Raw genomic sequence first — 20,427 nt, 5'->3', positions numbered from 1 at the left:
ACGCGAAGCCAGTGCAGTCACCGGCGTCTGGGCACTCGTCCTGGGTGGCTCGCTTGTGTCCGGCGCGGGCCGACCGAGCGGGGCTCAGCTGCGGGCCCTGTCCGGGAGCGCGGGTTGTCATGGGGATGGGCCAGCATGACGGCGATGGCACCGAGGGCGAGGACGACGGCTCCGGCGGCCCAGGCCAGGCTCAGCCCGGTCGCGACGGAGTGGTGCACGAGTTCGACCTGGGCCGCGGCGGCGTCGGGGGCGAGGCCGCTGGCCAGGTGAAGGCCGGCGACCGGGGAGTCCCGGGTGATGTCGAGGGCTTCAGCCGGCAGCCCGTTGGGGTTGTCGTCGATGCTGTTGCGGTAGGCGAGGTTGAACGTCGACCCGAGCAGGGCAACGCCGACGGCGACCCCGAGTTCACGAGTGGTGTCGTTGACCGCGGAGGCGACACCTTGGTGGCTGTCGGGCAGGGCGTCGACGATGGCTTCGGTGGCGGGGCCACCGACCAGACCCAGTCCGCCGAAGGCGATGATCTCGGCGAGCGCGACCCAGTGATAGGTCTGGGTGGTGGCCGCGAGGGCGCCGCCGATCGATCCGGCCGCCATCATGGCGAGCCCGCCGGCCATGACGACGCGGGCGCCGTAGCGTCGTGCCCAACGGGGCCCCAGCAGGCCCATGGGCACGGTCAGGATGGCCATGGACACCAAGGACAGGCCGGTTTTGACGGGCCCGTAGCCGAGACCGAAGGCCCGGTACTGGACGCCGTTGAAGAACGTGCCGAAGGCGTAGAACCAACTCAGAACGTTGACCAGGGATCCGGTGCCGAATCGTCCGTCGAGGAGCAGGCGGACGTCGAACAGGGGCTTGCCGGTGTGCAGCTCCCACCGGACGAATGCGATGAGGAAGACGACGCCGACCAAGGCACTCATCGTGAGCGGATGCGTCCACCCCTTGCTTGGCGCTTCGATCATCCCGAGCACGAACAGACCGACGCCGCCGATCGAGAGCAGGGAACCGACGACGTCGACGTGAATGACTCGCTCGTCGCGGGACTCCGGAACGAACACCAAGGTGGCGGCGAGCAGGACGGCGGCGACGATCGCCATGGCGGTGAAGACCCACGCGGTGCTCGCGTACTGGGACAGCGCGCCGCCGGTGCCGGCGCCGATGGTCCCGCCGAGGAGCATGCTGGCGGCCCACATCCCCACGGCCGTCCCCCGGCGCTCTTTGGGCATGATCGCGGTGATCGTGGCCAGGGTCGCCGGGAAGGCAAGCGCCCCACCGACACCGGCCAGGCCGAGGAAGAGGATCACGGTCCCGGCACTGCCGGCCTGGCCGGCGGCGAAGAAGAACGCGCCGATCAGGATCAGCCCGACGACCGCGCCGCGCTTGCGCCCGTAGCGGTCGATCAAGGCTCCGGCCGGCATGAGCAGCGCGGCGATCACGAGCGGGTAGATGTCGGCCATCCAGAGCGCGCTGGTCTGGGTGGCGTTCAGTTCGCGGGCGACGTTCGGCAGCGCCGTGAACAGGATCGTGCCGCCGGCGAAGACCAGTCCCACCACCATGCACATGACGGTGACGATGGCGCCGTCGGGCGCCCAGCGTGGTGCGCGGTGTGGCGCCGGGCCCGCACCGCGCGGATGCCGGGCGCCCGCCCCCGGCTGGGCTCGTCCGGCGTCGACGTCGTCGTCGGGTGCCGGCTCACCGTCGGCACCCGACCCGAGACCACCTATCTCAGGGGTTATGAAATGTTCCGTCTCGCTCATTGTGGGACGTAGTATCCTGAACATGGCGGATCTGGCAATCCCGACCCTGGTGGCGGACCAGCGGTGGACCGAGAACCGGCTACGGCGGGCCGCCGGTGAGATCGACCCGCGCGTGGCGCGGAGCCGGGACCGGGCCCTGGCAGCCGCGCGGACCGTGCTCATGGAGGAGGGCTGGGAGGCCCTCACTCAGCAGCGGGTCGCCGAGGTCGCGGGGATCGGCCGCGCGACGGTCTATCGCCTGTGGCCGGATCGGGTCGGATTGCTGCACGACCTGTGCGTCCAGGAGATGCGCACCCTGACCACGCCCCCGACGGCGGACCTCGCCGCCGACCTGCGTGCCGAGCTGACCTCGATGCGCCGTGAGCTCGTCGACCAACGCTTCGACGCCGTCCTGGTCGCCGTCACCGACCGGAGTGCGTACGAACAGGCTCTGCGCGCCGTCAAGAGCGCCCTGGTCCGCCAAGGCAGCGCCAGCATGCGGCACCGCCTGAATCTCGCCATCGAGGCCGGCGAGCTGGCGCCGGACCTCGACGTGGACGAGGCCCTCGCATTCCTGATCGCCCCCCTGGTCTACCGGCACGTGTTCGCGGACCAGACCGTCACCGACGACGCGATCCACCGCACGGTCGCTGGCTTCCTCACCTTGCACCGGCGCCCTTGACCAGACCTCGTCCGGTAATAACGTTCACCCTCCAGGGCTCCTGCCCTGCGCGCAGACGTGGATGCCGGCCTCGGCCAGGTCGAGATGGATCCGCGGGGCGCCGTAGGTGCGCCGCGAAGCCTCGTGGAACCCCGCGATCTGCTCGGTGAGCACGGCGTCGGCGACCGGGCGTTTGAAGGGTGGGCGGCGGGCCCAGGCGTAGAAGCCCGAGCGCGAGACCTTGAGCAGGGAGCAGAGCAGGCTGACCGGGTAGAGCGCCTTCTCCCGGTCGATGAAGGCGAACCTGCTCACCTCGTCGACTCCGTTCACGATGAAGGCCGCCGCTTTTTTCAAGATCTCCTTCTCCGTCCGCAGCTGCGCGTTCTCCCGCCGCAGCCGCGCGAGCTCAGCCCGCTCGGGCTCGGTGATCTCCGGCTCGCGGACCTCACCACAGGCCTTGCGGTCCCGGCTGATCGAGTTCCCGAGCGTTCCCTCGTTCACGCCGAGCTCGCGAGCGACCTCCGCGATCGGCCGGCCGGACTCGCGGACCATCTCCACCGCGGCGTCACGAAACTCCGGTGCGTACTTTCTGGACGCCCCATCGGGCACTCCTTTCCCGGGCCAAAGCCCAAGATCAAAGTGTCCATGCAACCGGGTCAGCTCCACCAGCCCGTCCCGGTCCAAGCCGTCCTCGCGGCCGAGGTTGAGCAGCACTTGGGCCTGGGTGACGCCCTCAACGCGATGGTTGTGTGCCAACTGGACGTAGCGGATGACCGTGCTGTCCTGGTTGCGCCGCTGCGTGGTCCGCAAGTACATGCCCGCAGACGACTGCGGCCGCAGCGTGTAGGTCAAGGTAGACACGGCATGCTTGTGTGCTCACGCTAGTTCGCCGTTCCCGGCACCCCCGGCACGCGGACCTGCACAGTTACGTCTCAGACCCCGCTCGTGTGCCCATCAACTGCGGAACTCGGGTGCCTCACGAACTCAGGCGCAGACCAGTCAGGCTCTTGGCAGTCGCCTGGACGTTCCCGACGTAATCCATGTCAGGCGCGGTGTTGATCGCGCGGTTGCTGGCTGTCAGAAGACGCGCCGGCCGCCGATGATGGTGGCGATCGTCGCGGCGTGTCGCCGGAGGACGAGGTCGGCCGGGAGCCCACGAGCTATTCGCCGCGGCGCTCCGCCGGGGTCTTCGGGTGGGGCGAGGTAGCAGTCCAGAGCAGCGTGTGGGGGTATCCGCTCTGCGGGATTCAGCACTTGCCCGTCGGGGGTACGTCGGGCGGTCGCGGCGGCGAGGATCGTCCAGGGGTCGAGCGGGCCGTGCGGTGCGTCGCTGGAGAACGCGAGTCGTACCCCGCCAGCTCGGAGCGAGGCACAGCGGTAGAGATCGGGGAGATCGCCGGCGGGTACTTCGTGTCGGTAGTCGTCCCCGCGGTCGGCGAGAAACCCGGGCTGCGTTACGATCCGTAGCCCGCGGGCGGCAAGGATCTCGATCACGCCCTCCGGGATGAGGGAAGCGTGCTCGATCCGATCACCATCCACAGTGCCCGTGCACTCAAAAGCGGCCAGTAGAAGGGCGAGGGCCTCGCGGCTTACGCAGTGCACGGCGACCGCCCGCCCGGTACCGTGGGCAGCGGCGATCCGGTCGACGAGGTCGTCGAGGCCGAGCAGGTTCGGATCGGCGAGCACGACCTTGTATGGGCCGACCCGCGTTCCCGTCGGGGCGGGGGATTCCAGTCCGACTCCGAGCAGAGTGACGTGTTGGGGAAGCGCGGCCGCGTCGAACGTCGTGAGATTCGGGGTGGCGTCGGTGACCGAGGTGATGCCGTGCCGCGAGAGCCGTCGCCCGACGGCGGCGAGGTCTGGCGGACCGGTCGGTGGCAGACGGGCGCGCAGCCAGTCGTCGGCCCGGTGAAGTCGTCCCGTCACGCGGCCAGCGGAGTCCCGCTCAATCCCTGGATGCACCGCGGTGGCGAGCCCGAGTCTGTGAGCGCCGAGCGTGTTGACCGTCCATCGCGCGCCGCTGCGGTGCTGGGCGCGGACCGGCCGGTATGGATGGAGCGCGTCCAGCGCTGCCCCGTCTAGGTCCGCCGCGAGCCCGACGGCACGCACCCACCCGTGGGCGTCGGTGGGAGCCCCCGCCAGTACGTGGGCCATTCCGAGCGGATCGAGGCCGCTCATGTCGGCCGAGGTGGCCGCGGCTGCCATCGCATGCAGGTGCAGGTGGTGGTCGACCAATCCGGGCAGCACCGTCGCGCCCGCGGCGTCGAGAAGTTCCTCCCCCCGTAGGTTCGCCCCGATCTCCGCGATCCGGCCCTCCCGAAGCCGCAGATCGAGGAGGTTGCCGGCGATGAGCGCGTTGCGGATCAGCATCCGAGCTCCCTTCGCACGGCCTCGGTGTCCGCCCCGCTCGCTGGGGCCGTCCCCCGCGCCTGCCGGGCCCGGGGCTCGGCGATGGGTCCCACGGGACCAGGTCCGGTATCTAGCGTGGTTGTTTTGAGGGTGGCCGCGACGAGTGCGGTCATGTCGATCTCAATGAGATCTCCGGGCGCGGCGAGGACGGCGCGGACCGCGGCGGTGAGCCCGGCGAGCGGATCAGCGATCGCGTCCCCTACGAAGACGGGGCCGTCCTCGTCCCATGCGACCAACCCGGCTCCCGCCGCGACGTCGTCGCCGAATCCGACGCGGTTGCGGGACCGGCCGGCCGCGGTGATGGACACCCAGGTGGCACCGGTGGCGGCGGGCGACAGCCCCCACGCGGAGAGGGCCCGGGGCCGTGAAGCCTCGATAACGATGTCGGCGGCTTCGACCAGCGCGCGCAGGAACCGCCGGCCTCCGGGTTCCGAGGGATCGGCGACCACCGAGCGGTGACCGGCGTGGAGCAATTCGTAGAACGCGGCGTTGCCCCGCCGCGCGCCGTCCGGGCGAGTAGGGGTCTCGACCTTGACCACCTGCGCTCCGGCGAGTCCAAGCAGGTTCGCACATAGCGGGCCCGCCCACAGCGCGCTGAAGTCGACGACGAGCAGGCCGGCTACGTCTCGGGGTACCCCGCTGGTCGCGGTTCGCCGCGCCGTTCGCGGGATACTGGGCGGAGCGGATCGGAGAAGACACGGTGGGTTGGGCGGCACCACGCTCGCCGCGACTCCCAGCAGCTCAGCTCGTTCCGCGAGTTCAGCGCCGGCGTGGGCGCTCAGCCACGCTGTGATCGCCGGCCACGGGTCCGTAGGGAGCTCGGTGCCCACCAGCGCGCCGAGCAGGAGCGGGTCGTCGGGTCGAACGCACGACACGGCGGCCCAGCCGTCGGCCGTCGGGAGCAGTCGGCAACCCCCCCCGACCGAGACCGCACCGTTGCGCCGGTACCCGCTGAACGCCGCCCGCTCGGCAAGCAGGGAAGGTCCGTCGACGGAGACATTCAACTGGCCGAGCTGTTCAGCCAGTTCGCGAGCCCGGCTGGCCGCACAGCCCGGCGGCATCAGAATGGGTCCATCCTGACGACCCGTCAGTGCTACGACGCCGCTGGCGGCCCAATCGAAGGACACCGCGCGATTGTACGCTCGGGAGTTGTGCAGGAGCCGCTGCTTATCACACCTCCCGAGCTGGCCGACGGTGCAGCGGGTTCTCCGTTGTTCGCCAGAGACGGGTTTCCCATCGACCCCATCCTGTTCGTGGATCTAGACGCTTCCGACGATCCCCGCGCGCTGGGTGTCGCGCGTGATTCCCAGCGGATCCTGGTCGGTGTCGCATCTCACCGGGTGACGGGGCCGTTGGTCGCGGCCCTGGACTTAACGGTGGTGCCGCGCAATTTCGTCGCCTCCGAACCGGGTGGGACCGGAATCAGAACGATGCTCCCGTTTGTCGGCGTGGACGACCCGCTCGCCACCGCTGGGGTCCTCGCCGAAGCCGTCGCCGCCAATCGGCAGGCCGCGATCGTGCTCGCCGGACTGCTGCGCGCCGATTTCCCGGCCGAGCGAGCCGCGTTGGTGGCTGAATCGCTTGCGTACTCGACCCTGCTCGCAGGACCGGAGTTTCGGCGCTGGCTGGACGTGACGCCGCGCCCGGACCGGCCGGTCGAGGTTGCCGACCCGGTCCTCGTCCGCCGTGAGGAAACCCCGATCGCCGAGATCCTGCACGTGACGCTGAACCGGCCCGAGCGGCGGAATGCTTACGGCCGTCAGCTGCGCGACGCCCTCGTCGATGCCTTGACGGTTGCTCGGAACTTCGCCCGCGAAGAAGGATTCGCCCGGGCGAAGGATTCACGTCTGCGGGTGTATCTGGATGGCGCCGGGCCGTCTTTCTGTGCGGGGGGAGATCTGGCCGAGTTTGGGACCGCACCCGATCCGGTGACGGCGCACCTCGTCCGCCTCTACGCGGGGGCGGCGTTGCCGATGCTTGAGCTCTCCGATCACATCGAGGCGCGCGTGCACGGCCCGTGCGTCGGCGCCGGAGTCGAGCTGCCGGCCTTCGCGGGTCGGTTGATCGCTGCGCCAGGCACGACCTTCCGGCTACCGGAATTGAGTATGGGTTTGATTCCCGGGGCCGGCGGGACGGTTTCCCTCCCGCGCCGGATCGGGCGCTGGCGGACGCTCTATCTCCTGCTCTCCGGCGTCGAACTCGACCTGGACACCGCGCTTGCTTGGCGCCTCGTCGACGGCATCGGTCCGGTGGTGGCGTAGCCGGCAATGCGCAAGACCGGAGGAACTCGGTCAGGCAGTCTTTCCCTGGCTGGTGACGACCGACGACTTCGCGCCACGCAGCCTCGGCGACCTCGTCGGAGCGCCCACCCGTCGTGGGATGAGACGATGCCTGGGTCACGAGGACCGTCGGGCCGCTCAGTCCTTCGTGGTCCAGGCTGGGCTCGTGCCGTCTGTGCGTGCGCGTTGCTCTCGGGGGAGGACGCACACCAGGACCACCGCCATCGCCCCGCTCGCGCCGGATAACCTGGCGCCGGGTTTCAGCCGACGTGGTGCATCTCGACTGTATCCGATCTGATTACCGGCTCTCACAATCCAGGGTGTAGCTGCGGCCTGAACCCGCCCGCTTCGAGCAGGCAGCGGGCGATGTAGTTGGTCAGGTTCCGGAAGCCGAGTGCGGACCCGCGCAGATGTTCGAGCTGGCCGTTGATAGCCTCCGTTGGGCCGTTGCTCGTGCCTGGCCGGTCGAAGTAGGCCAGCACGTCGGCGGCGCGCTTGTTCAGCGTCCGGCCGAGGGTGACGACTTCGACGAACGCCTTCGGGACGCCGCTCGCGATGTCGGTGATGAGCTGCTACATAGTCCTGCGGCCGGCGCGGCGGTCGGGGTCACGGTAGGCGCCGATCATGCGCTGATAGGCCGCCCAGGTGGTCTCCACCTCGACGTGCGCATCGACGGCGAACAAGGCGTCCAGGCGGGTCTTCTGCTTCTCTGTCAGCAGATCGCGGCCGGTGTGCAGGGTCCGCCGTGCGGAGTAGAGCGGATGTCTGGCGCGTCCGCGGTGTCTGTGCAGGTCTTGCTGGACCCGGCGACGGCAGCGGTCCAACGCGTCGCCCGCGAGGCGCACGACGTGGAAGGGGTCCATCACGGCGACCGCGTCCGGGAGGTTCTCGGTGGTGGCGGTCTTGAAGCCCGTGAACCCGTCCATCGCCACGACCTCGACCACTTCGCGCCAGTCCTGCGGGCGCTCGTCGAGCCAGGCGGTGAACGACTTCTTCGAGCGGCCCTCGACCATGTCGAGCAGGCGGGCCGGTCCGGTGCCGTCCCGGACGCCGGTCAGGTCGATGATGGCGGTGATGTACTTGTCGCCGCGGCGCGTGTGCCGCCAGACGTGTTCATCGACCCCGATGACTTTCACCCCGTCGAAGCGGCCCGGATCGTCGATGAGCACGCGCTTGCCCTCAGCGAGGACAGCGTCGTTGGCGGTGTTCCACGAGACGTCGAGCCCCTCGGCGACCCGAGCGACCGTCAGATGTGCCACCGCGATGGACTCCAGGGCCCAGCGCAGCCCGCGGCGCGACAGCTTCGAGCGGGGTTCGGCGGCCTTGCTGGTGTCCTGCCGCCACACGTGAGCGCACCCCGGGCACCGGTAGCGGCGAACAGTCACCAGCAGGACCGTGGGTCGCCACCCGAACGGTTCGTGCGCCAGGCGCCGCTGCACGGAATCCCGCGGCGCGCCCTCACTGCCGCAGCGCCGGCACCACACGTCGGGATCGGCGACTCGGCAGGCCAGCACCGCCCGACCGGGTTCGAGGCGTTGGCCGGTCACGACCAGACCAAGGTCGTCAAGGCGACAGAACACGGTCAGATCAGGACAGCCGAAGCCGTCCTCGGGAGTAGCGTCAGCCACGTCGAGGTCTTCCGAATGGGCGGTGTAGGACCCTTCATCCTCGGAAGGCCTCGACGTCTGTCACCGGACAGACGCGCCGGACCGATCTACACCGTCAACTGCGAAGAGCCTGATTACCCCTCAGGAAGGCGGTTGGTGGGGGAGCAACGCCGCCCATGGTGGTGAGAAGCTGCGGGGAGCCGTTCGGACCGCCCGCCCTCGCGAGGTGCCGAGGGGCTGGCCTAGGGCGTGTTGATCAAGTGATCTGGCCGGTGTTTGGGTCAGGCTCGGGTTCGTGGCTAGACAAGAGATTTCGGATGCGGAATGGGCGGTGATCGCGCCGCTGCTGCCGGTCGCGGTTGGCCGCAGTAGGCCCTGGCTCGATCATCGCGCGGTGGTCGAGGGAATCGTGTGGCGCTTTCGCACCGGTGCCCCGTGGCGCGATGTGCCGGAACGGTTCGGGCCGTGGAACACCGTCTACAAGCGCTTTGACCGGTGGGCCCGCGACGGCACGTGGGAGCGGCTGCTCGCCGCGGTCCAAGCTCGTAGCGATGCCCTCGGGCGCTTGGACTGGGTCACGGCGATCGATTCGACCATCACCCGGGTGCACCAGCACGGCGCGACCCTGCCGCGGGGCACGGGGGGCGTTGTCGAATTACAAGAATCCGCGTGAACTCGAGCCGCCCGATCACGCGATCGGACGCTCTCGTGGTGGCCTGACCAGCAAGGTTCACCTGATCAGCGACGGGCGAGGGTGGTGCTTCTGAGTTAATGAGGCAGGTCGGCGAATAAATGCCCAACCAGGCCCGGTGCGCGGTCATCGTTTCGGTCCTTGCTGGTTCTGACGGTATGCCAGGCGGGCCAGGCGGGCGTTGTCGAGGCCGTCGCGGCGGGCCTGGCGTAGTGCGTCGCCGCGGCCGTGGTGTTCGTCGTCGGGGGTGACGTAGCCGATGCCGGCGTGCAGGCGCACAGTGTTGTACTCGATCCGGACGCGGGTCATTTCGAGCTCGAGCTCGCCGGGGTCACGGATCTTCTCCAGGTGCGGCCATTCGCCCTTGATGTGGCTGAACAGCGATTCGATCCAGGCCTGATCACTCGGGGTGCCTGGGCGGCCGAAGCGTCGGGCGATCGCGCAGGCGGCGAGGAACTCGCGGGTGGTGTGCGAGCGCATCTGTGGGCCGTTGTCGCTCATGGCCAGCAGCACCGGGACGGCGTCGTCATCGAGAGCGTCGACCTCGGCGCTGCCGTCGCGCAGGGCGGCGAGTAGGCGGTGATCGATCAGGTCCGCGAGCCCGGCCTCGGTCAGCGCCTGGGTGAAGGCGACCTCGACCTGGGTCGAGGTCTCCTCGGTCGAGACCAGGGTGGTCATCCAGCGGCGGGAGACCACGTCGATGATCGCGACCGCGACCCGGCGGGCCAGGGTGAAGTGGGTGAAGTCGTAGCACCACACGACGTTTGGCTTCCACGCGACCCAGTCCGGCCACGGTGCCCGCACGACCGGTTCGNGGGCTGGTTTCCCTGGCAGGACAAGACCTTCGGCGCTCAGCGTGCGCAGCATCGTGGACTCCGAGACGTGCACGACGCCGAGGCGGGAGCCGCGGTGCGCGAGCTTGCGGTGCGAACGGTCGACCTCGCCCCACGCGTCGGCCAGGGCCACGATGGCTTCGCGTTCGGCGGGCAGCAGGCCGTGCACGCACCCGCCCGGGCGGGCATCGGTCAGTGCCCCGGCCTTGTCCCGCTCGCGCCAACGGTGCACCCGCTGGGCGTCGAGTCCGAGCAGCCGGCACGACTTCGCCGCCGGCCAGCCCTCGGTGCCGGCGTGCTCGATCAGGGCGAGCAGGCCGGCCTTGACAGGTGCCTCTACGCGGGCCGGGACCGGGCCGGCGTTCAGTCCCAACGCGCTTTTCCCTCGTGCAGGTGCAGGGCCACCGCCTGCTCGGTGATCGTGGCCCGCAGCCGCTCGTTCTCCGCCTTGAGCGCGGCCAGCTCGACCGACTCCCGGGACTGACCTGGCCGGCCCGGCACTGCAGCGGCCAGGGCATCGAGCGCGCCTTGTTTCGCGGTCCGGGCGATCGTGACGATCGTCGAGCGATCGACCCCGGCCTTGTCCGCGGCCTCGCGTTGGGTGAACTGCCCCGAAAGGAGCCCGACATAGATCTCGTACTTCTCGCTCGGCGCCAACCGGCGCCGTCGCTTGTTGCCCATCTTCGGATCGGACACCATCGCCGGCCTCCTGCCGGGTCAGGCGCACCGGTTCCTGGTTGGGTTTTTCTCCGGCCAGAACCCTCACGAACTCAGACGCAGACCACGAGGCCGCCCGCTGAACCTGGTGCTGACCCCCGGCAACATCAACGACACCACCATGCTCCCGGCGGTCCTGGACGGGGTACGCGTACGCCGGCTGGGACCGGGCCGGCCACGGACCCGCCCGGCCATGGTCATCGCCGATAAGGGCTACCCCTCCAAGGCCAACCGCTCCTACCTGGCCCGACGTCAGATCAAGGCGAACATCCCCGACCGCGACGATCAACTCGCCAACCGCCGACGAAAAGGGCCTGCCGGGGGACGCCCACCCAAGCTCGACGCCGGACTCTACCGGCGACGCAACGTCGTCGAGCGCTCGTTCAACCGCCTGAAGAACTGGCGCGGGATCGCCACCCGCACCGACAAGACCGCCCGCAACTACCGCGCCGGAATCCTGCTCGCCTCAACCCTGATCTGGATCAGAACAGACTTGATCAACACGCCCTAGCGCGCACGTGGTCAAATCATCTATCTTAGTAAGATGATGCCCATCCGTGGCCTCGAGCCAGGCACTCCTGCCGCCCTTGTCATCTCTGAATGCCAAGTCGGCTTCATCGGCGACGATGATGAAGACATCGTGATCGCTGGATTGGCTGAGCAGGCCAGGAATCGTGGCATTGTTGCGCGCATCGCAATTTTGGCCGCCGCGTTCCGCCGGGTCGGCCTCCCGGTGGCGCACTCCACCTTCGTCCCGTTTTCCAACTTCAACGGGACGGGCACGAACTCCCGGTTGATGGCCAGCGTGGTGAAGTCGGGCAAGCTCCGTGAGGGTGTTCCGGCGGCGGAGATCCACCCCTCGCTGACTCCCGAGGATTCGGACCTTGTCACGCGGCGTATTCACTCATTGTCCGCCTTCCACGGAACAGAGTTGGACGCCTTCCTGCGCATGCGCGGTGTCCGCACCGTCGTGTTGGTGGGGATCTCGACCAACATCGCGATTCCCGCGTCGTCTGTGGAGGCAGTCAACCGGGGGTACCACGTGGTGGTCGCGGAGGATTGCACCGCCGGTGGGACTGAGCAGACGCATGCCTTCTCGGTTGCGCACACGCTGCCGCTCCTGGCGACGGTAACTGACTCCGAGGCTGTGATGCGGGCTATCGCGGGGCAGTGACCCTGGGGGTCACGACTTCCTGGAGGATGGGTCGGCCAAGGAGCGTGTATGAGATTTACCGTTGAACATCCAGTTTCCGCACCTGGCTACGACCCCAAGATTCTGCGCCCGGACGGTATGTCCGCTATCGTTCGGGCAGCGGACGATCTGGGCTACGACGCCATCGCATTCACGGATCATCCCGCCCCCTCTCAGAAGTGGTTGGCCGCCGGGGGCCACGAGTCTCTCGACGTCTTTGCCGCGTTGGCGTACTGCGCGGGCCAGACCTCGCGGCTGAAACTCATGGCCTACTTACTGGTCGTGCCCTATCGCAACCCGTTCCTGTCCGCCAAGGCCCTGACGACGATCGATATCCTGTCCGGCGGGCGAGCTGTTGCGGTGGTCGGTACCGGATACTTGCGATCGGAGTTCCGCGCACTGGGCGTGGAGTTCGAACAGCGGAACTCCCTTTTCGAGGAGTCGCTCGAGGTGATGCGTGGGTTGTGGCGCGAGACCTCGTTCAGTTACGAAGGCGAGCACTTCGAGGCCGTCGAGGTTGCTGCGGTCCCGGCTCCGTGCCACCCGGGCGGCCCGCCCTTGATCATCGGGGGGAACAGCCGCACCGCCCGCGTTCGTGCGATGTCTGCCGACGGATGGAGTCCTCTGATGGCCAGCGCAGAGATGGCGCGCACGACGCGCACCCCACAGATCACGACGATCGAAGAACTCCGATCGCAGATCTCCGAGGTCCGCGAAGGAATTCTGGAGCGCCAGCCCAACCGATCACGCCCACTGTTCTTCCAGGTCCACACCCCGCACACGTATTACGACCCGCGAACGATCTCGGTCGAGGAACACCGCGAGCACCTAGGGTCTATTCAGGAGGCGGGGGTGAACAGCTTCGTGTTCCGGCCTGCCGGCACCTCCGTCGAGGCGACTGTCGACGCTCTGCACGCCTACGCGGAGTCGTTCTTTTCGACCTGAGTCTCCTCCGAATGAGACACGGGCGAGAAGAAGGAGCCGTGCTACGGGTTCGGGTGACTCCCTTCCATCCAGCCCGGTCAGAACCCAGGAACGGATCTCCGGCCGCCCGTTCCTCAGAGGCACCGCAGGACATTCAAGACGCGCACCGACGACGAGGATTGCCATGCAGATCGACGTAATGGTCCGTCCAACCCAATGGGACATGATCAGCGACTTGGCCCGGCGTCTCGACGGCAGCGGGTTCACCGGGATGACCTTTACGGACGTCGGCGCAACTCCGTGGATCAGCATCGCCGCGGCCGCTATGGCGGCCCCGACCTTGACCTTTACCACCGGCATCGCGGTGGCGTTCCCGATGAGTCCCATGATCGCGGCGATGACGGCCTGGGAGCTGGCGGGCAACACCGGTGGGCGCTTTCGACTTGGGCTGGGCAGTCAGGTGAAAGCCCACGTCGAGCGCCGCTACGGTGTCCCCTTCGATCCCCCGGGGCCCCGTCTGCGCGACTACCTGCTTGCCGTGCAGGATATCCTCGCTACGTTCCGGGGCGAGCGGGAACTCGACCACCACAGCAGGTATTACGATCTGAACTTCCTGCCGCCCACGTTCCGCCCCGAGCCCCATGAGCACGGTCAGATCAAGGTTGACGTGTCCGCGGTCGGACCCTGGATGGCAAGGATGGCCGGCGAATACGCCGACGGGCTTCACGTGCATCCGCTGCACTCCTTGCCCTATCTCCACAACCGCCTGGTACCAGCGGTGCGCATCGGCGAGGAGGCGGCGGAGCGGGCACCGGGAACGGTCGACCTCCTCGTCCCGGTGTTCATCGTGCCCGGAGACACTACGGAGGAGCGCGAGGCTCTCACTGCCCGAACTCGGCGCCAGATTGCCTTCTACGGCTCCACCCTCAATTACGCGTTCCAGTTCGACGACCTTGGATTCGAAGGAACCTCCGAGAATCTCCACCACTTGCTACGCGCTGGGGACACCGCCAGCATGACGGCCCTGATCACCGACGAAATGCTTGAGCACTTCGCCCTCATCGGACCGTGGGATTCGATCGCGGACACGCTCGTCGCTCGCTACGGAGGGGTTGCGGAGCGCGTGATCTCGTATCTGACAGTCGAGGACCTGGCGCGCAACCCCGAAAACCTGGGCCGGTGGACCGAAATCGCCCGTGCAGTGCGCTCCACGCCCCGTCAGCCCTCGCAGAGTGAGCCTCCTACCGGGCTTGCTTGCGCGCCTTGAAGTCCTCGCCGGCGAACAGCGCCACTTGTGAGAGCAATTCAACGCGCATCGCGGTCCGTAGCGTCCCTTCCCAGATGCCGTCGACGGCCGCTTTGATCATCGATAGGGCTTCCTGCGGCTTGTCGGCAAGCTCAGCCGCCAGATCGCCTGCGACCTGGTCGAGCCGCTCGGGTTCGACTACCTCGTCCACCAGGCCCCAGGCAAGGGCGCGGTCTGCGTCGACGGGCCGCCCGGTCATCACCATCCACTTGGCCCGGGACGGTCCCGCCAGCATCGTGGTCAACGGGCAACCACCGGTGTCGGTCATGAGCCCGTAGCCGATCTCGGGAAAAGCCATCTTCAGATCACTGGCCCCAATACGAATGTCGGCAGCCAAGGCCATCTCGAGCCCAGCCCCCAAGACGGCCCCTCGTAGCGCCGCTACGATCGGCTTGGGTGAGGACAGCTGAGTCTCGCGCAGCAACTGGAATCTCCGAATGAACGAGTGGTCGCTCTCCCCATCCGTCCGCTCACCGAGTTGGGTCACGTCCCGGCCGGAACAAAACGAGCGACCCTCCCCACGGAACAGCACGACCCGGACTTCGGGGTCGTCCAGCGTCGCCTCCCAGACCTCGACTAATCGCGCATGCGTGGCGTCGTCAATCGCGTTGTGGCGGTGAGGTCGATTCAAGGAGACGGTGGCGACGCCGGCCGCAACTTCGATGCTCACCGGGTCCTGATCGAGCGTCATATACTATTCTCCCCAAACTTACGCGCGGCGTGAAGCTGTCCTGCGGAGTGCGCAGGCGCTGTCCGGTCAGCGCTAATCCGCGCGCGGCGGGAACTGCTCTCTGACTGGAACGAAGTCCGGCATGCGTAGACCTCGGCGCAGCCAGTTGGCGCCGTCGAGCACGAGCGTGTGCCCGCTGAGATAGGCAGCATAAGGCGAGCAAAGGTACGTGGCGGCCCATCCCAATTCGTGCGGTTGACCAACCCTTCCCGCCGGGATAGTGCGGGCGAGCGAGGCCAACCCCTCTGGCGTGTCGGCGCGCATCTGGACCGGCACATCCTCGTGGGGGAACAGGCCAGGAGCCAAGCCGTTGACCCGAATCCCCGTCGGTGCCCACTCCACGGCCAGGGACTGGGTCAGATTCACGACGCCCGCTTTGGCGGCCGCAGAATGCGACGTTCCTGGACCCCCGGTCCAGGCATACGTCGCCGCGATGTTCAGGATCACCCCGGGCTGACCGGCGGCCTGGCAACGTCGGGCGAACTCGGTACTACAAAAGAACGTCCCGTCCAGGACGATGTCCGTCACTGCTCGCCAACCGCGCGGGCTGATGTCTTCGGCAGGTTGCGGGAAGTTGCCGGCTGCGTTATTCACCAGCACCCGGACTGGGCCAAGTTGCCCCTCGATTGCGTCGAACGCATCGGCGATCGCGTCCGGATCGCGGATATCAACGCCGAAGGCACGGGCGGTGGCCCCGACCGCCTCAACCGCCGCCACGCCGGCCTGGTGATGCTCTGGCTTGCGTGACAACACCGCCACGGTTGCGCCCAGCCGCCCGAACTCGACGGCAATCGCCTTCCCCAACCCAGTCCCGCCGCCGGTAACGGCAACGACCTGACCGGCGAACGTGTCCCGCGGCAGCATCCCTACTCCCGCAGCTGGCGGAACGGGTAGTCCAATCAACGAGCACTCCAACGGGAGGCGCCCGATCCCGTGATCGTTGCGCTCGCGCAGGAAACGCCATCAGCGCCTTGCCGCAACACACTCATGACTCCACGGAGCAACACGTCAAAAAGAGTACACTTATTGTGACGAAAGCGCAACAGTGGCTGTCAGGATGCCGCCGGGCGTCCACTGGGCCCGCCCGGCGGTATCCGACATCCTCGTCGATAGCTCCGACGATGCCTGAAATCCGAGCCAGGTCCTGACGGCCGCGCGTCGGCGGGCGGTATGTTCCTCCGGCGTGACTCGCCGCAGACGTTGACTAAAGTAAATCTGACTACCCGTCAGGGTAAGGGCGCATCTCGCGGTGATCAAGGAGATCATCAGTTCTGACGGCGTCGCCGAGCTGGTTCTGGACAATCCGCCGGTCAACGCACTCTGCCTCGCCGACATTGCTGAGCTCACCGGCAGATTCCGGTCCTACGCCGACAAGGTCGGGGTGCGAGCGGTGGTACTGCGAGCTGAGGGCCGCGGCTTCTGCGCCGGCGGCGACGTCAAAGAAATCCAGCGACTGCCGGGCTTCGAGGGCATTGTGAGCGCTGCTCATGCGGCCATGGCGCTCACGCTATCGATAGACGAGTGCGCGGTTCCGGTCATCGCAGCGGTCCACGGGTACTGTGTGGGACTCGGCGTCCTCATCGCGGGAGTCTGCGACATCGTGCTGTCGGCGCCGACGACCCCGTTCGTGCTCGCGGAGGTGAACAACGGGGCGGCGAGTGGGATCGTGCAAGCACTCGGGCTGATGCCGGAGAAGCGCCTGCGTGCGGCCCTCTTCACTGCGGAACCTGTCTATGTCGAGGAGTTGCTCGGCTTCGGCAGCGTGCTTCGCATCGAGCCGGCCGATCGCCTCGCCGAATCGGCGCGTCGGGTGGCACAGACCATTGCGCGCAAAAACCCAGCGGTCTTGCGTGCACTGAAGGTCGCCACCGACGGCAGCCTTGATCGCGGCCTACGTGCCCGTTACCGGCAGGAGTTGAGCGCGACGTACGAACTGAACATGGCAGGTGCGGCTCAGGCCCTTCGTGAGGATTTCGTCAGTGGGAGACGAACCGGACACGTGTCGAGATTGCCGTGAGCTGACGTGGGCTCAGGCGCCGCAGCCTCCGCTGAAGAGCGCCGAGACGATCCCTGAGGCATCGATGTTGCCGGCCAGCCCGAGTTTTTCGATGCTGAAGGAATTTACGCCCGTGGTCGCTGGCAACAGGGCGACCTTGTCACCGTAGGCTTCCTGTAAGTCGCTTTCGCGGGAGCCGACACCGATCCCTAGGTTCGATCTGAGATCGCCGCTTGTGCTCACCCAGCCGAAGAGAAGGCCTCCTTGTTCGCCGATCCGCAGTTGGCGCCATGCGACCTCCCGACTGGAACCCGGGCAGAGCCGGCCGGTGGCAGGGTCACTCGTCGGCTCCCCGAGGACTGTGCTGATCTTGGACACCGCATCTTCGAAAGGGGCGCCGATCTTGACGACTCCCAGATCGGAGCCTCGCAACTCCACGCCCGAGGAATGGGACGAACATCCACTCAACGCCACCACGGTGATCAACGCCAGTCCGCTGGCGCCCCGGCGGTCGATCATTGACGCTCCTGTCCGCTGTGCTTACCTGAGCCGGCCCAGCTTGGGGCTGGAGCCGTGCCGACGCTATTGTTATACTAAGTGAACTGTTACTGTCCGGATCCTGGTGGGTTGTTGTGAACGCTCCCAATGCTGACTCCGTCCCGGAATCCGAACCCCCCGGGGATCACGAAGCTCCTGAAGGAGTGGTTGCCCGGCTGGACGAGGACGATCACGACCTGCTCACGTACGGCGAAGTGGCTGCCCGCTTGTCCGAAGAGATCGCTGCAGAAGCGCGACGATTGGAGGAGTGGAAAGCCCGTGTGGCAGCCGGTGAATCTGTTACTGAGGCGCGCGACCGCTGTGCGGAGCGGTTGAGGGGCCTGCGGGAAGCGATGGATCGCAACCGTCGGCAACCCATTACGGATGCGAACTTCGAGCGCTTCTTCGGCTTCTCGGGACGGGCTCGCCGGAACACCTGAACGGGATGACGAATGACCTTCGAAATGCTTCTCGACATGGCCCGCGAGGCGTGCCCACAGCGACAGGCTGTAGGCAGTCGGAACGCTGACCGGATGAGCTACGCCGATCTCGCGCGGCGCGCGGCGGGCGGCGCCACGCTCATCCGTGATTCCGATGCCTCGCACGTGGCTTTTCTTGGCGTGGGTAGCCCGGTGTTCCCGGCCCTCGTTTTTGCCTCGGCGCACGCGGGCATCCCCATCGCTCCGCTGAACTATCGACTGCCGGCCGAACAGATCAACGATCTGCTCGCCCAGCTCGGACGGCCATATGTCGTCGCGGACCCTGAGTTCCTCGATGTGGTCCGCTCGGCCGAGGTTGCCGGAGTCATCAGTACGGGGGAGTGGTCGGCGGCCGCGGCGGTGGCAGATGAGGTTGCGCCGTCCGCTGTGGATCCCGACTCCCCCGCGGTCCTGCTCTTCACCAGCGGGACGACCAGTACACCCAAAGCCGTCGTTCTCCGCCATGGGCATTTGGTATCGTACGTTCTGCAGACGGTCGAGTTCCTCGGGGCGGAAGAGGATGACTGCGCGCTGATCAGCGTGCCGCCGTATCACATTGCCGGGGTTGGCGCCGTGCTGACCAATGTGTACTCGGGCCGTCGGTTTCACTACTTGCCGAATTTCGATCCGGCCGAGTGGTTGCGCACGGTCAGGGAGGAGGCCGTCACGAACACCATGTTGGTGCCGACCATGCTCGCCCGGGTCGTTGATCGGCTGGGCGAGGATCAAGCTCGCGTTCCTTCCCTTCGCGCCATTGCGTACGGCGGCGCCCGCATGCCCCGCACCGTCCTCGAGCGCGCATTACGTGCCTTCCCGGACGTCGGATTCACGAACGCGTATGGCCTGACCGAGACCGCCAGCACGATCGCCGTACTCGGACCGGAGGACCACCGCGCCGCAGTGGAGAGTGAGGATCCGACGGTCCAAGCGCGACTGGGCTCGGTCGGTCGCCCGGTGCCGGGCATCGAGGTCGAGATTCGCAGCCCGGACGGCGCCGCGCTCCCGGCGGGGCAACCCGGTGAATTGTGGGTGCGCGGCCCTCAGGTTTCCGGGGAGTACGCGGGATCCGGTTCTGTGCTCGACGAGAACGGTTGGTTCCCGACCAAGGACGCCGCCGTGGCCGACGTGGACGGATATCTCCATGTCCTCGGCCGGGTGGACGACACCATCATCCGCGGCGGCGAGAACATCGGCCCTGCGGAGATCGAAGAAGTGCTACGACTTCACCCCGCCGTGGCTGATGTCGCGGTCTTCGGGGCGCCGGACGATGAGTGGGGACAACGGACGGTGGCCGCGGTGGTGCAGCGTGCCGGCGCGGAGCTGACGGCTCACGACCTTCGCGCGTGGGCGAAAGAACGACTGCGTTCGAGTCGCACTCCCGATGACGTGGTGTTCCTGGCCGAGCTCCCGTACACACCAACCGGCAAGCTGCTCCGTCGGCAGCTGGCCGACGAGTTTGCGAGCGTGACCCGATGAGCGCGGAGAGCACAGTTATCACGGAAGACGTCGGCGCAGTTCGCGTCGTCACGCTGAACCGACCCGAGTTCCTCAATGCTCTCGACATGCCGACGGTCGCCCAGCTGGGTCGCGCATTGTGCGCGGCGGACGACGACGGGGCCGTACGTGCCATCGTCCTGACTGCTGCAGGTGGACGTGCGTTTTGCGTCGGAATGGATCTCAAGGCGTTCGCTGCGGATCCGCAGTCCTTCCAACAACCGCAGCCTGAATTTGAACGGTTCCAGCGGGGTCGCCTCGGCACCCCGGTGATCGGAGCGGCGCAGGGGACCGCAGTCGGTGGCGGCTTGGAGTTGTTGTTGGCCTGCGATCTCATCGTGCTGGCCGATCATGTCAAGCTGGGCCTGCCGGAGGTCAAGCGGGGCCTGTTCGCCGCCGGCGGCGGGACCAGGATCTCGACGCGTGTTCCGTTGGCCCTTGCGATGGAATTGGCGCTCACCGGAGACTTCATCCTCGCCCCGCGGGCGTACGAGATGGGGCTGGCGAATCGTGTGGTCCCGGTCGGCGAGCTTCGTGACTGTGCGCTCGGACTAGCCGGCGCGATCGCACGCAACGCACCCCTGGCGCTGGCTACGACCAAGCGCTTGGTGCTCGACGCGCCTTCGCTCTCTCGTGATGAAGCCTGGGCCGAGATCGCCGCCGCGCAGGCCACGATCTTCGCGAGCCGGGATGCCGCCGAGGGGGCCGCGGCCTTTGCCGCGGGACGAGACCCGGTCTGGTCGGGTTCGTGACCTGAGGGGTCATCCCGGCCGGACACGAATCCGCTGTCGGCCGAACAACGCAAATGGCGCCGTCCCCAGATTGGGGACGGCGCCATT

Annotated in this window: 20 protein-coding genes and 1 pseudogene; 11 read left to right on the top strand and 10 right to left on the bottom strand. The window is 67.6% G+C overall.

What is annotated here, in order from left to right:
* Positions 1 to 17 precede the first annotated feature (17 nt).
* The gene (locus tag SPOPO_RS27060; RefSeq protein ID WP_169577142.1) at positions 18 to 1,553 is read right to left on the bottom strand and encodes an MFS transporter; all 1,536 of its coding nucleotides are present in this window, start codon (positions 1,551 to 1,553) and stop codon (positions 18 to 20) included.
* A gap of 223 nt (positions 1,554 to 1,776) precedes the next feature.
* On the opposite strand from SPOPO_RS27060, the gene SPOPO_RS27055 reads away from it, so the two are divergent.
* Positions 1,777 to 2,415 carry a TetR/AcrR family transcriptional regulator gene (locus SPOPO_RS27055; protein WP_019873090.1) on the top strand — a complete coding sequence of 213 codons (639 nt, stop codon included), beginning with the start codon at positions 1,777 to 1,779 and terminating at the stop codon, positions 2,413 to 2,415.
* A 24-nt stretch (positions 2,416 to 2,439) separates the two neighbouring features.
* Here the strand turns inward: SPOPO_RS27055 and SPOPO_RS33445 are convergent, their stop codons facing one another.
* From SPOPO_RS33445 to SPOPO_RS0101885, 3 genes are all read right to left on the bottom strand, one after another.
* Complete coding sequence (locus tag SPOPO_RS33445; RefSeq protein WP_019873089.1) at positions 2,440 to 3,255, bottom strand: transposase; 816 nt, start codon at positions 3,253 to 3,255, stop codon at positions 2,440 to 2,442.
* A 216-nt stretch (positions 3,256 to 3,471) separates the two neighbouring features.
* Entirely contained in the window at positions 3,472 to 4,764 is a 1,293-nt protein-coding gene (locus SPOPO_RS0101890; protein ID WP_019873088.1) for an amidohydrolase family protein, read from the bottom strand.
* A complete protein-coding gene (locus SPOPO_RS0101885) occupies positions 4,758 to 5,864 on the bottom strand; it encodes a CoA transferase (RefSeq protein ID WP_084670839.1) in 1,107 nt (368 codons plus the stop codon). The genes SPOPO_RS0101890 and SPOPO_RS0101885 overlap by 7 nt, the downstream gene beginning before the upstream one ends.
* A gap of 90 nt (positions 5,865 to 5,954) precedes the next feature.
* On the opposite strand from SPOPO_RS0101885, the gene SPOPO_RS0101880 reads away from it, so the two are divergent.
* Positions 5,955 to 7,064, top strand: a complete 1,110-nt coding sequence (locus SPOPO_RS0101880; RefSeq protein WP_019873086.1) for an enoyl-CoA hydratase-related protein — start codon at positions 5,955 to 5,957, stop codon at positions 7,062 to 7,064.
* A gap of 326 nt (positions 7,065 to 7,390) precedes the next feature.
* On the opposite strand, the pseudogene SPOPO_RS31880 reads toward SPOPO_RS0101880, so the two are convergent.
* Positions 7,391 to 8,710, bottom strand: a pseudogene (locus SPOPO_RS31880) (ISL3 family transposase).
* Positions 8,711 to 8,984: 274 nt separating this feature from the next.
* Between SPOPO_RS31880 and SPOPO_RS0101870 the strand changes: the two are divergent.
* Positions 8,985 to 9,362 carry an IS5 family transposase gene (locus SPOPO_RS0101870; RefSeq protein WP_028984440.1) on the top strand — a complete coding sequence of 126 codons (378 nt, stop codon included), beginning with the start codon at positions 8,985 to 8,987 and terminating at the stop codon, positions 9,360 to 9,362.
* Positions 9,363 to 9,506: 144 nt separating this feature from the next.
* On the opposite strand, the gene SPOPO_RS0101865 is transcribed toward SPOPO_RS0101870, so the two are convergent.
* On the bottom strand, positions 9,507 to 10,247 hold the full coding sequence (locus tag SPOPO_RS0101865) for a DDE-type integrase/transposase/recombinase (RefSeq protein WP_425424153.1): 741 nt from the start codon (positions 10,245 to 10,247) through the stop codon (positions 9,507 to 9,509).
* Between the two features lie 329 nt (positions 10,248 to 10,576).
* On the bottom strand, positions 10,577 to 10,912 hold the full coding sequence (locus tag SPOPO_RS0101860) for a hypothetical protein (protein ID WP_019873025.1): 336 nt from the start codon (positions 10,910 to 10,912) through the stop codon (positions 10,577 to 10,579).
* Between SPOPO_RS0101860 and SPOPO_RS0101855 the strand changes: the two genes are divergently transcribed.
* The 4 genes from SPOPO_RS0101855 to SPOPO_RS27040 all read left to right on the top strand — a co-directional run bounded on the left by SPOPO_RS0101855 (position 10,887) and on the right by SPOPO_RS27040 (position 14,313).
* Complete coding sequence (locus SPOPO_RS0101855) at positions 10,887 to 11,441, top strand: IS5 family transposase (protein ID WP_169577141.1); 555 nt, start codon at positions 10,887 to 10,889, stop codon at positions 11,439 to 11,441. The two genes, SPOPO_RS0101860 and SPOPO_RS0101855, sit on opposite strands and share 26 nt — an antisense overlap.
* Positions 11,442 to 11,474: 33 nt before the next feature.
* A complete protein-coding gene (locus SPOPO_RS0101850; RefSeq protein WP_019873081.1) occupies positions 11,475 to 12,104 on the top strand; it encodes a cysteine hydrolase family protein in 630 nt (209 codons plus the stop codon).
* Between the two features lie 48 nt (positions 12,105 to 12,152).
* Positions 12,153 to 13,067: a TIGR03619 family F420-dependent LLM class oxidoreductase gene (locus SPOPO_RS0101845; RefSeq protein WP_033384864.1), complete on the top strand. Its 915-nt coding sequence runs from the start codon at positions 12,153 to 12,155 to the stop codon at positions 13,065 to 13,067.
* A gap of 163 nt (positions 13,068 to 13,230) precedes the next feature.
* On the top strand, positions 13,231 to 14,313 hold the full coding sequence (locus SPOPO_RS27040) for a TIGR03617 family F420-dependent LLM class oxidoreductase (RefSeq protein WP_019873079.1): 1,083 nt from the start codon (positions 13,231 to 13,233) through the stop codon (positions 14,311 to 14,313).
* Here SPOPO_RS27040 and SPOPO_RS0101835 read toward each other — a convergent pair.
* Both SPOPO_RS0101835 and SPOPO_RS0101830 read right to left on the bottom strand, forming a co-directional pair.
* Positions 14,288 to 15,043 carry an enoyl-CoA hydratase/isomerase family protein gene (locus SPOPO_RS0101835; protein WP_019873078.1) on the bottom strand — a complete coding sequence of 252 codons (756 nt, stop codon included), beginning with the start codon at positions 15,041 to 15,043 and terminating at the stop codon, positions 14,288 to 14,290. The two genes, SPOPO_RS27040 and SPOPO_RS0101835, sit on opposite strands and share 26 nt — an antisense overlap.
* A gap of 72 nt (positions 15,044 to 15,115) precedes the next feature.
* Positions 15,116 to 15,946, bottom strand: a complete 831-nt coding sequence (locus SPOPO_RS0101830; protein ID WP_019873077.1) for an SDR family oxidoreductase — start codon at positions 15,944 to 15,946, stop codon at positions 15,116 to 15,118.
* 385 nt (positions 15,947 to 16,331) lie between these two features.
* Between SPOPO_RS0101830 and SPOPO_RS0101825 the strand changes: the two genes are divergently transcribed.
* On the top strand, positions 16,332 to 17,099 hold the full coding sequence (locus SPOPO_RS0101825; RefSeq protein ID WP_019873076.1) for an enoyl-CoA hydratase-related protein: 768 nt from the start codon (positions 16,332 to 16,334) through the stop codon (positions 17,097 to 17,099).
* Between the two features lie 12 nt (positions 17,100 to 17,111).
* Here SPOPO_RS0101825 and SPOPO_RS0101820 read toward each other — a convergent pair whose 3' ends face one another.
* A complete protein-coding gene (locus SPOPO_RS0101820; RefSeq protein WP_019873075.1) occupies positions 17,112 to 17,597 on the bottom strand; it encodes a hypothetical protein in 486 nt (161 codons plus the stop codon).
* Between the two features lie 182 nt (positions 17,598 to 17,779).
* Between SPOPO_RS0101820 and SPOPO_RS33440 the strand changes: the two genes are divergently transcribed.
* From SPOPO_RS33440 to SPOPO_RS0101810, 3 genes are read left to right on the top strand one after another with little or no spacing between them, the layout of a single operon-like run.
* Positions 17,780 to 18,055 carry a hypothetical protein gene (locus SPOPO_RS33440; protein WP_084670837.1) on the top strand — a complete coding sequence of 92 codons (276 nt, stop codon included), beginning with the start codon at positions 17,780 to 17,782 and terminating at the stop codon, positions 18,053 to 18,055.
* A 12-nt stretch (positions 18,056 to 18,067) separates the two neighbouring features.
* Positions 18,068 to 19,570: a class I adenylate-forming enzyme family protein gene (locus SPOPO_RS0101815; RefSeq protein ID WP_019873074.1), complete on the top strand. Its 1,503-nt coding sequence runs from the start codon at positions 18,068 to 18,070 to the stop codon at positions 19,568 to 19,570.
* Positions 19,567 to 20,340, top strand: a complete 774-nt coding sequence (locus SPOPO_RS0101810) for an enoyl-CoA hydratase-related protein (RefSeq protein ID WP_019873073.1) — start codon at positions 19,567 to 19,569, stop codon at positions 20,338 to 20,340. Before SPOPO_RS0101815 ends, SPOPO_RS0101810 begins: the two co-directional genes overlap by 4 nt.
* The last annotated feature ends 87 nt before the right edge of the window (positions 20,341 to 20,427 follow it).

This window comes from Sporichthya polymorpha DSM 43042 (genome assembly GCF_000384115.1).
Classification (GTDB): domain Bacteria; phylum Actinomycetota; class Actinomycetes; order Sporichthyales; family Sporichthyaceae; genus Sporichthya; species Sporichthya polymorpha.
This window is presented reverse-complemented; position numbering and strand designations above follow the sequence as displayed.

Bases quoted from the DNA above. Each gene is read 5' to 3' on its own strand.
- SPOPO_RS0101890 (WP_019873088.1), bottom strand. From the start codon at position 4,764: ATGCTGATCCGCAACGCGCTCATCGCCGGCAACCTCCTCGATCTGCGG.
- SPOPO_RS27040 (WP_019873079.1), top strand. From the start codon at position 13,231: ATGCAGATCGACGTAATGGTCCGTCCAACCCAATGGGACATGATCAGC.
- SPOPO_RS0101860 (WP_019873025.1), bottom strand. From the start codon at position 10,912: ATGGTGTCCGATCCGAAGATGGGCAACAAGCGACGGCGCCGGTTGGCG.
- SPOPO_RS27060 (WP_169577142.1), bottom strand. From the start codon at position 1,553: ATGGTGGTGGGACTGGTCTTCGCCGGCGGCACGATCCTGTTCACGGCG.
- SPOPO_RS0101885 (WP_084670839.1), bottom strand. From the start codon at position 5,864: ATGCCGCCGGGCTGTGCGGCCAGCCGGGCTCGCGAACTGGCTGAACAG.
- SPOPO_RS0101810 (WP_019873073.1), top strand. From the start codon at position 19,567: ATGAGCGCGGAGAGCACAGTTATCACGGAAGACGTCGGCGCAGTTCGC.
- SPOPO_RS0101830 (WP_019873077.1), bottom strand. From the start codon at position 15,946: ATGCTGCCGCGGGACACGTTCGCCGGTCAGGTCGTTGCCGTTACCGGC.
- SPOPO_RS0101815 (WP_019873074.1), top strand. From the start codon at position 18,068: ATGACCTTCGAAATGCTTCTCGACATGGCCCGCGAGGCGTGCCCACAG.
- SPOPO_RS0101835 (WP_019873078.1), bottom strand. From the start codon at position 15,043: ATGACGCTCGATCAGGACCCGGTGAGCATCGAAGTTGCGGCCGGCGTC.
- SPOPO_RS0101850 (WP_019873081.1), top strand. From the start codon at position 11,475: ATGATGCCCATCCGTGGCCTCGAGCCAGGCACTCCTGCCGCCCTTGTC.
- SPOPO_RS27055 (WP_019873090.1), top strand. From the start codon at position 1,777: ATGGCGGATCTGGCAATCCCGACCCTGGTGGCGGACCAGCGGTGGACC.
- SPOPO_RS0101820 (WP_019873075.1), bottom strand. From the start codon at position 17,597: ATGATCGACCGCCGGGGCGCCAGCGGACTGGCGTTGATCACCGTGGTG.
- SPOPO_RS0101845 (WP_033384864.1), top strand. From the start codon at position 12,153: ATGAGATTTACCGTTGAACATCCAGTTTCCGCACCTGGCTACGACCCC.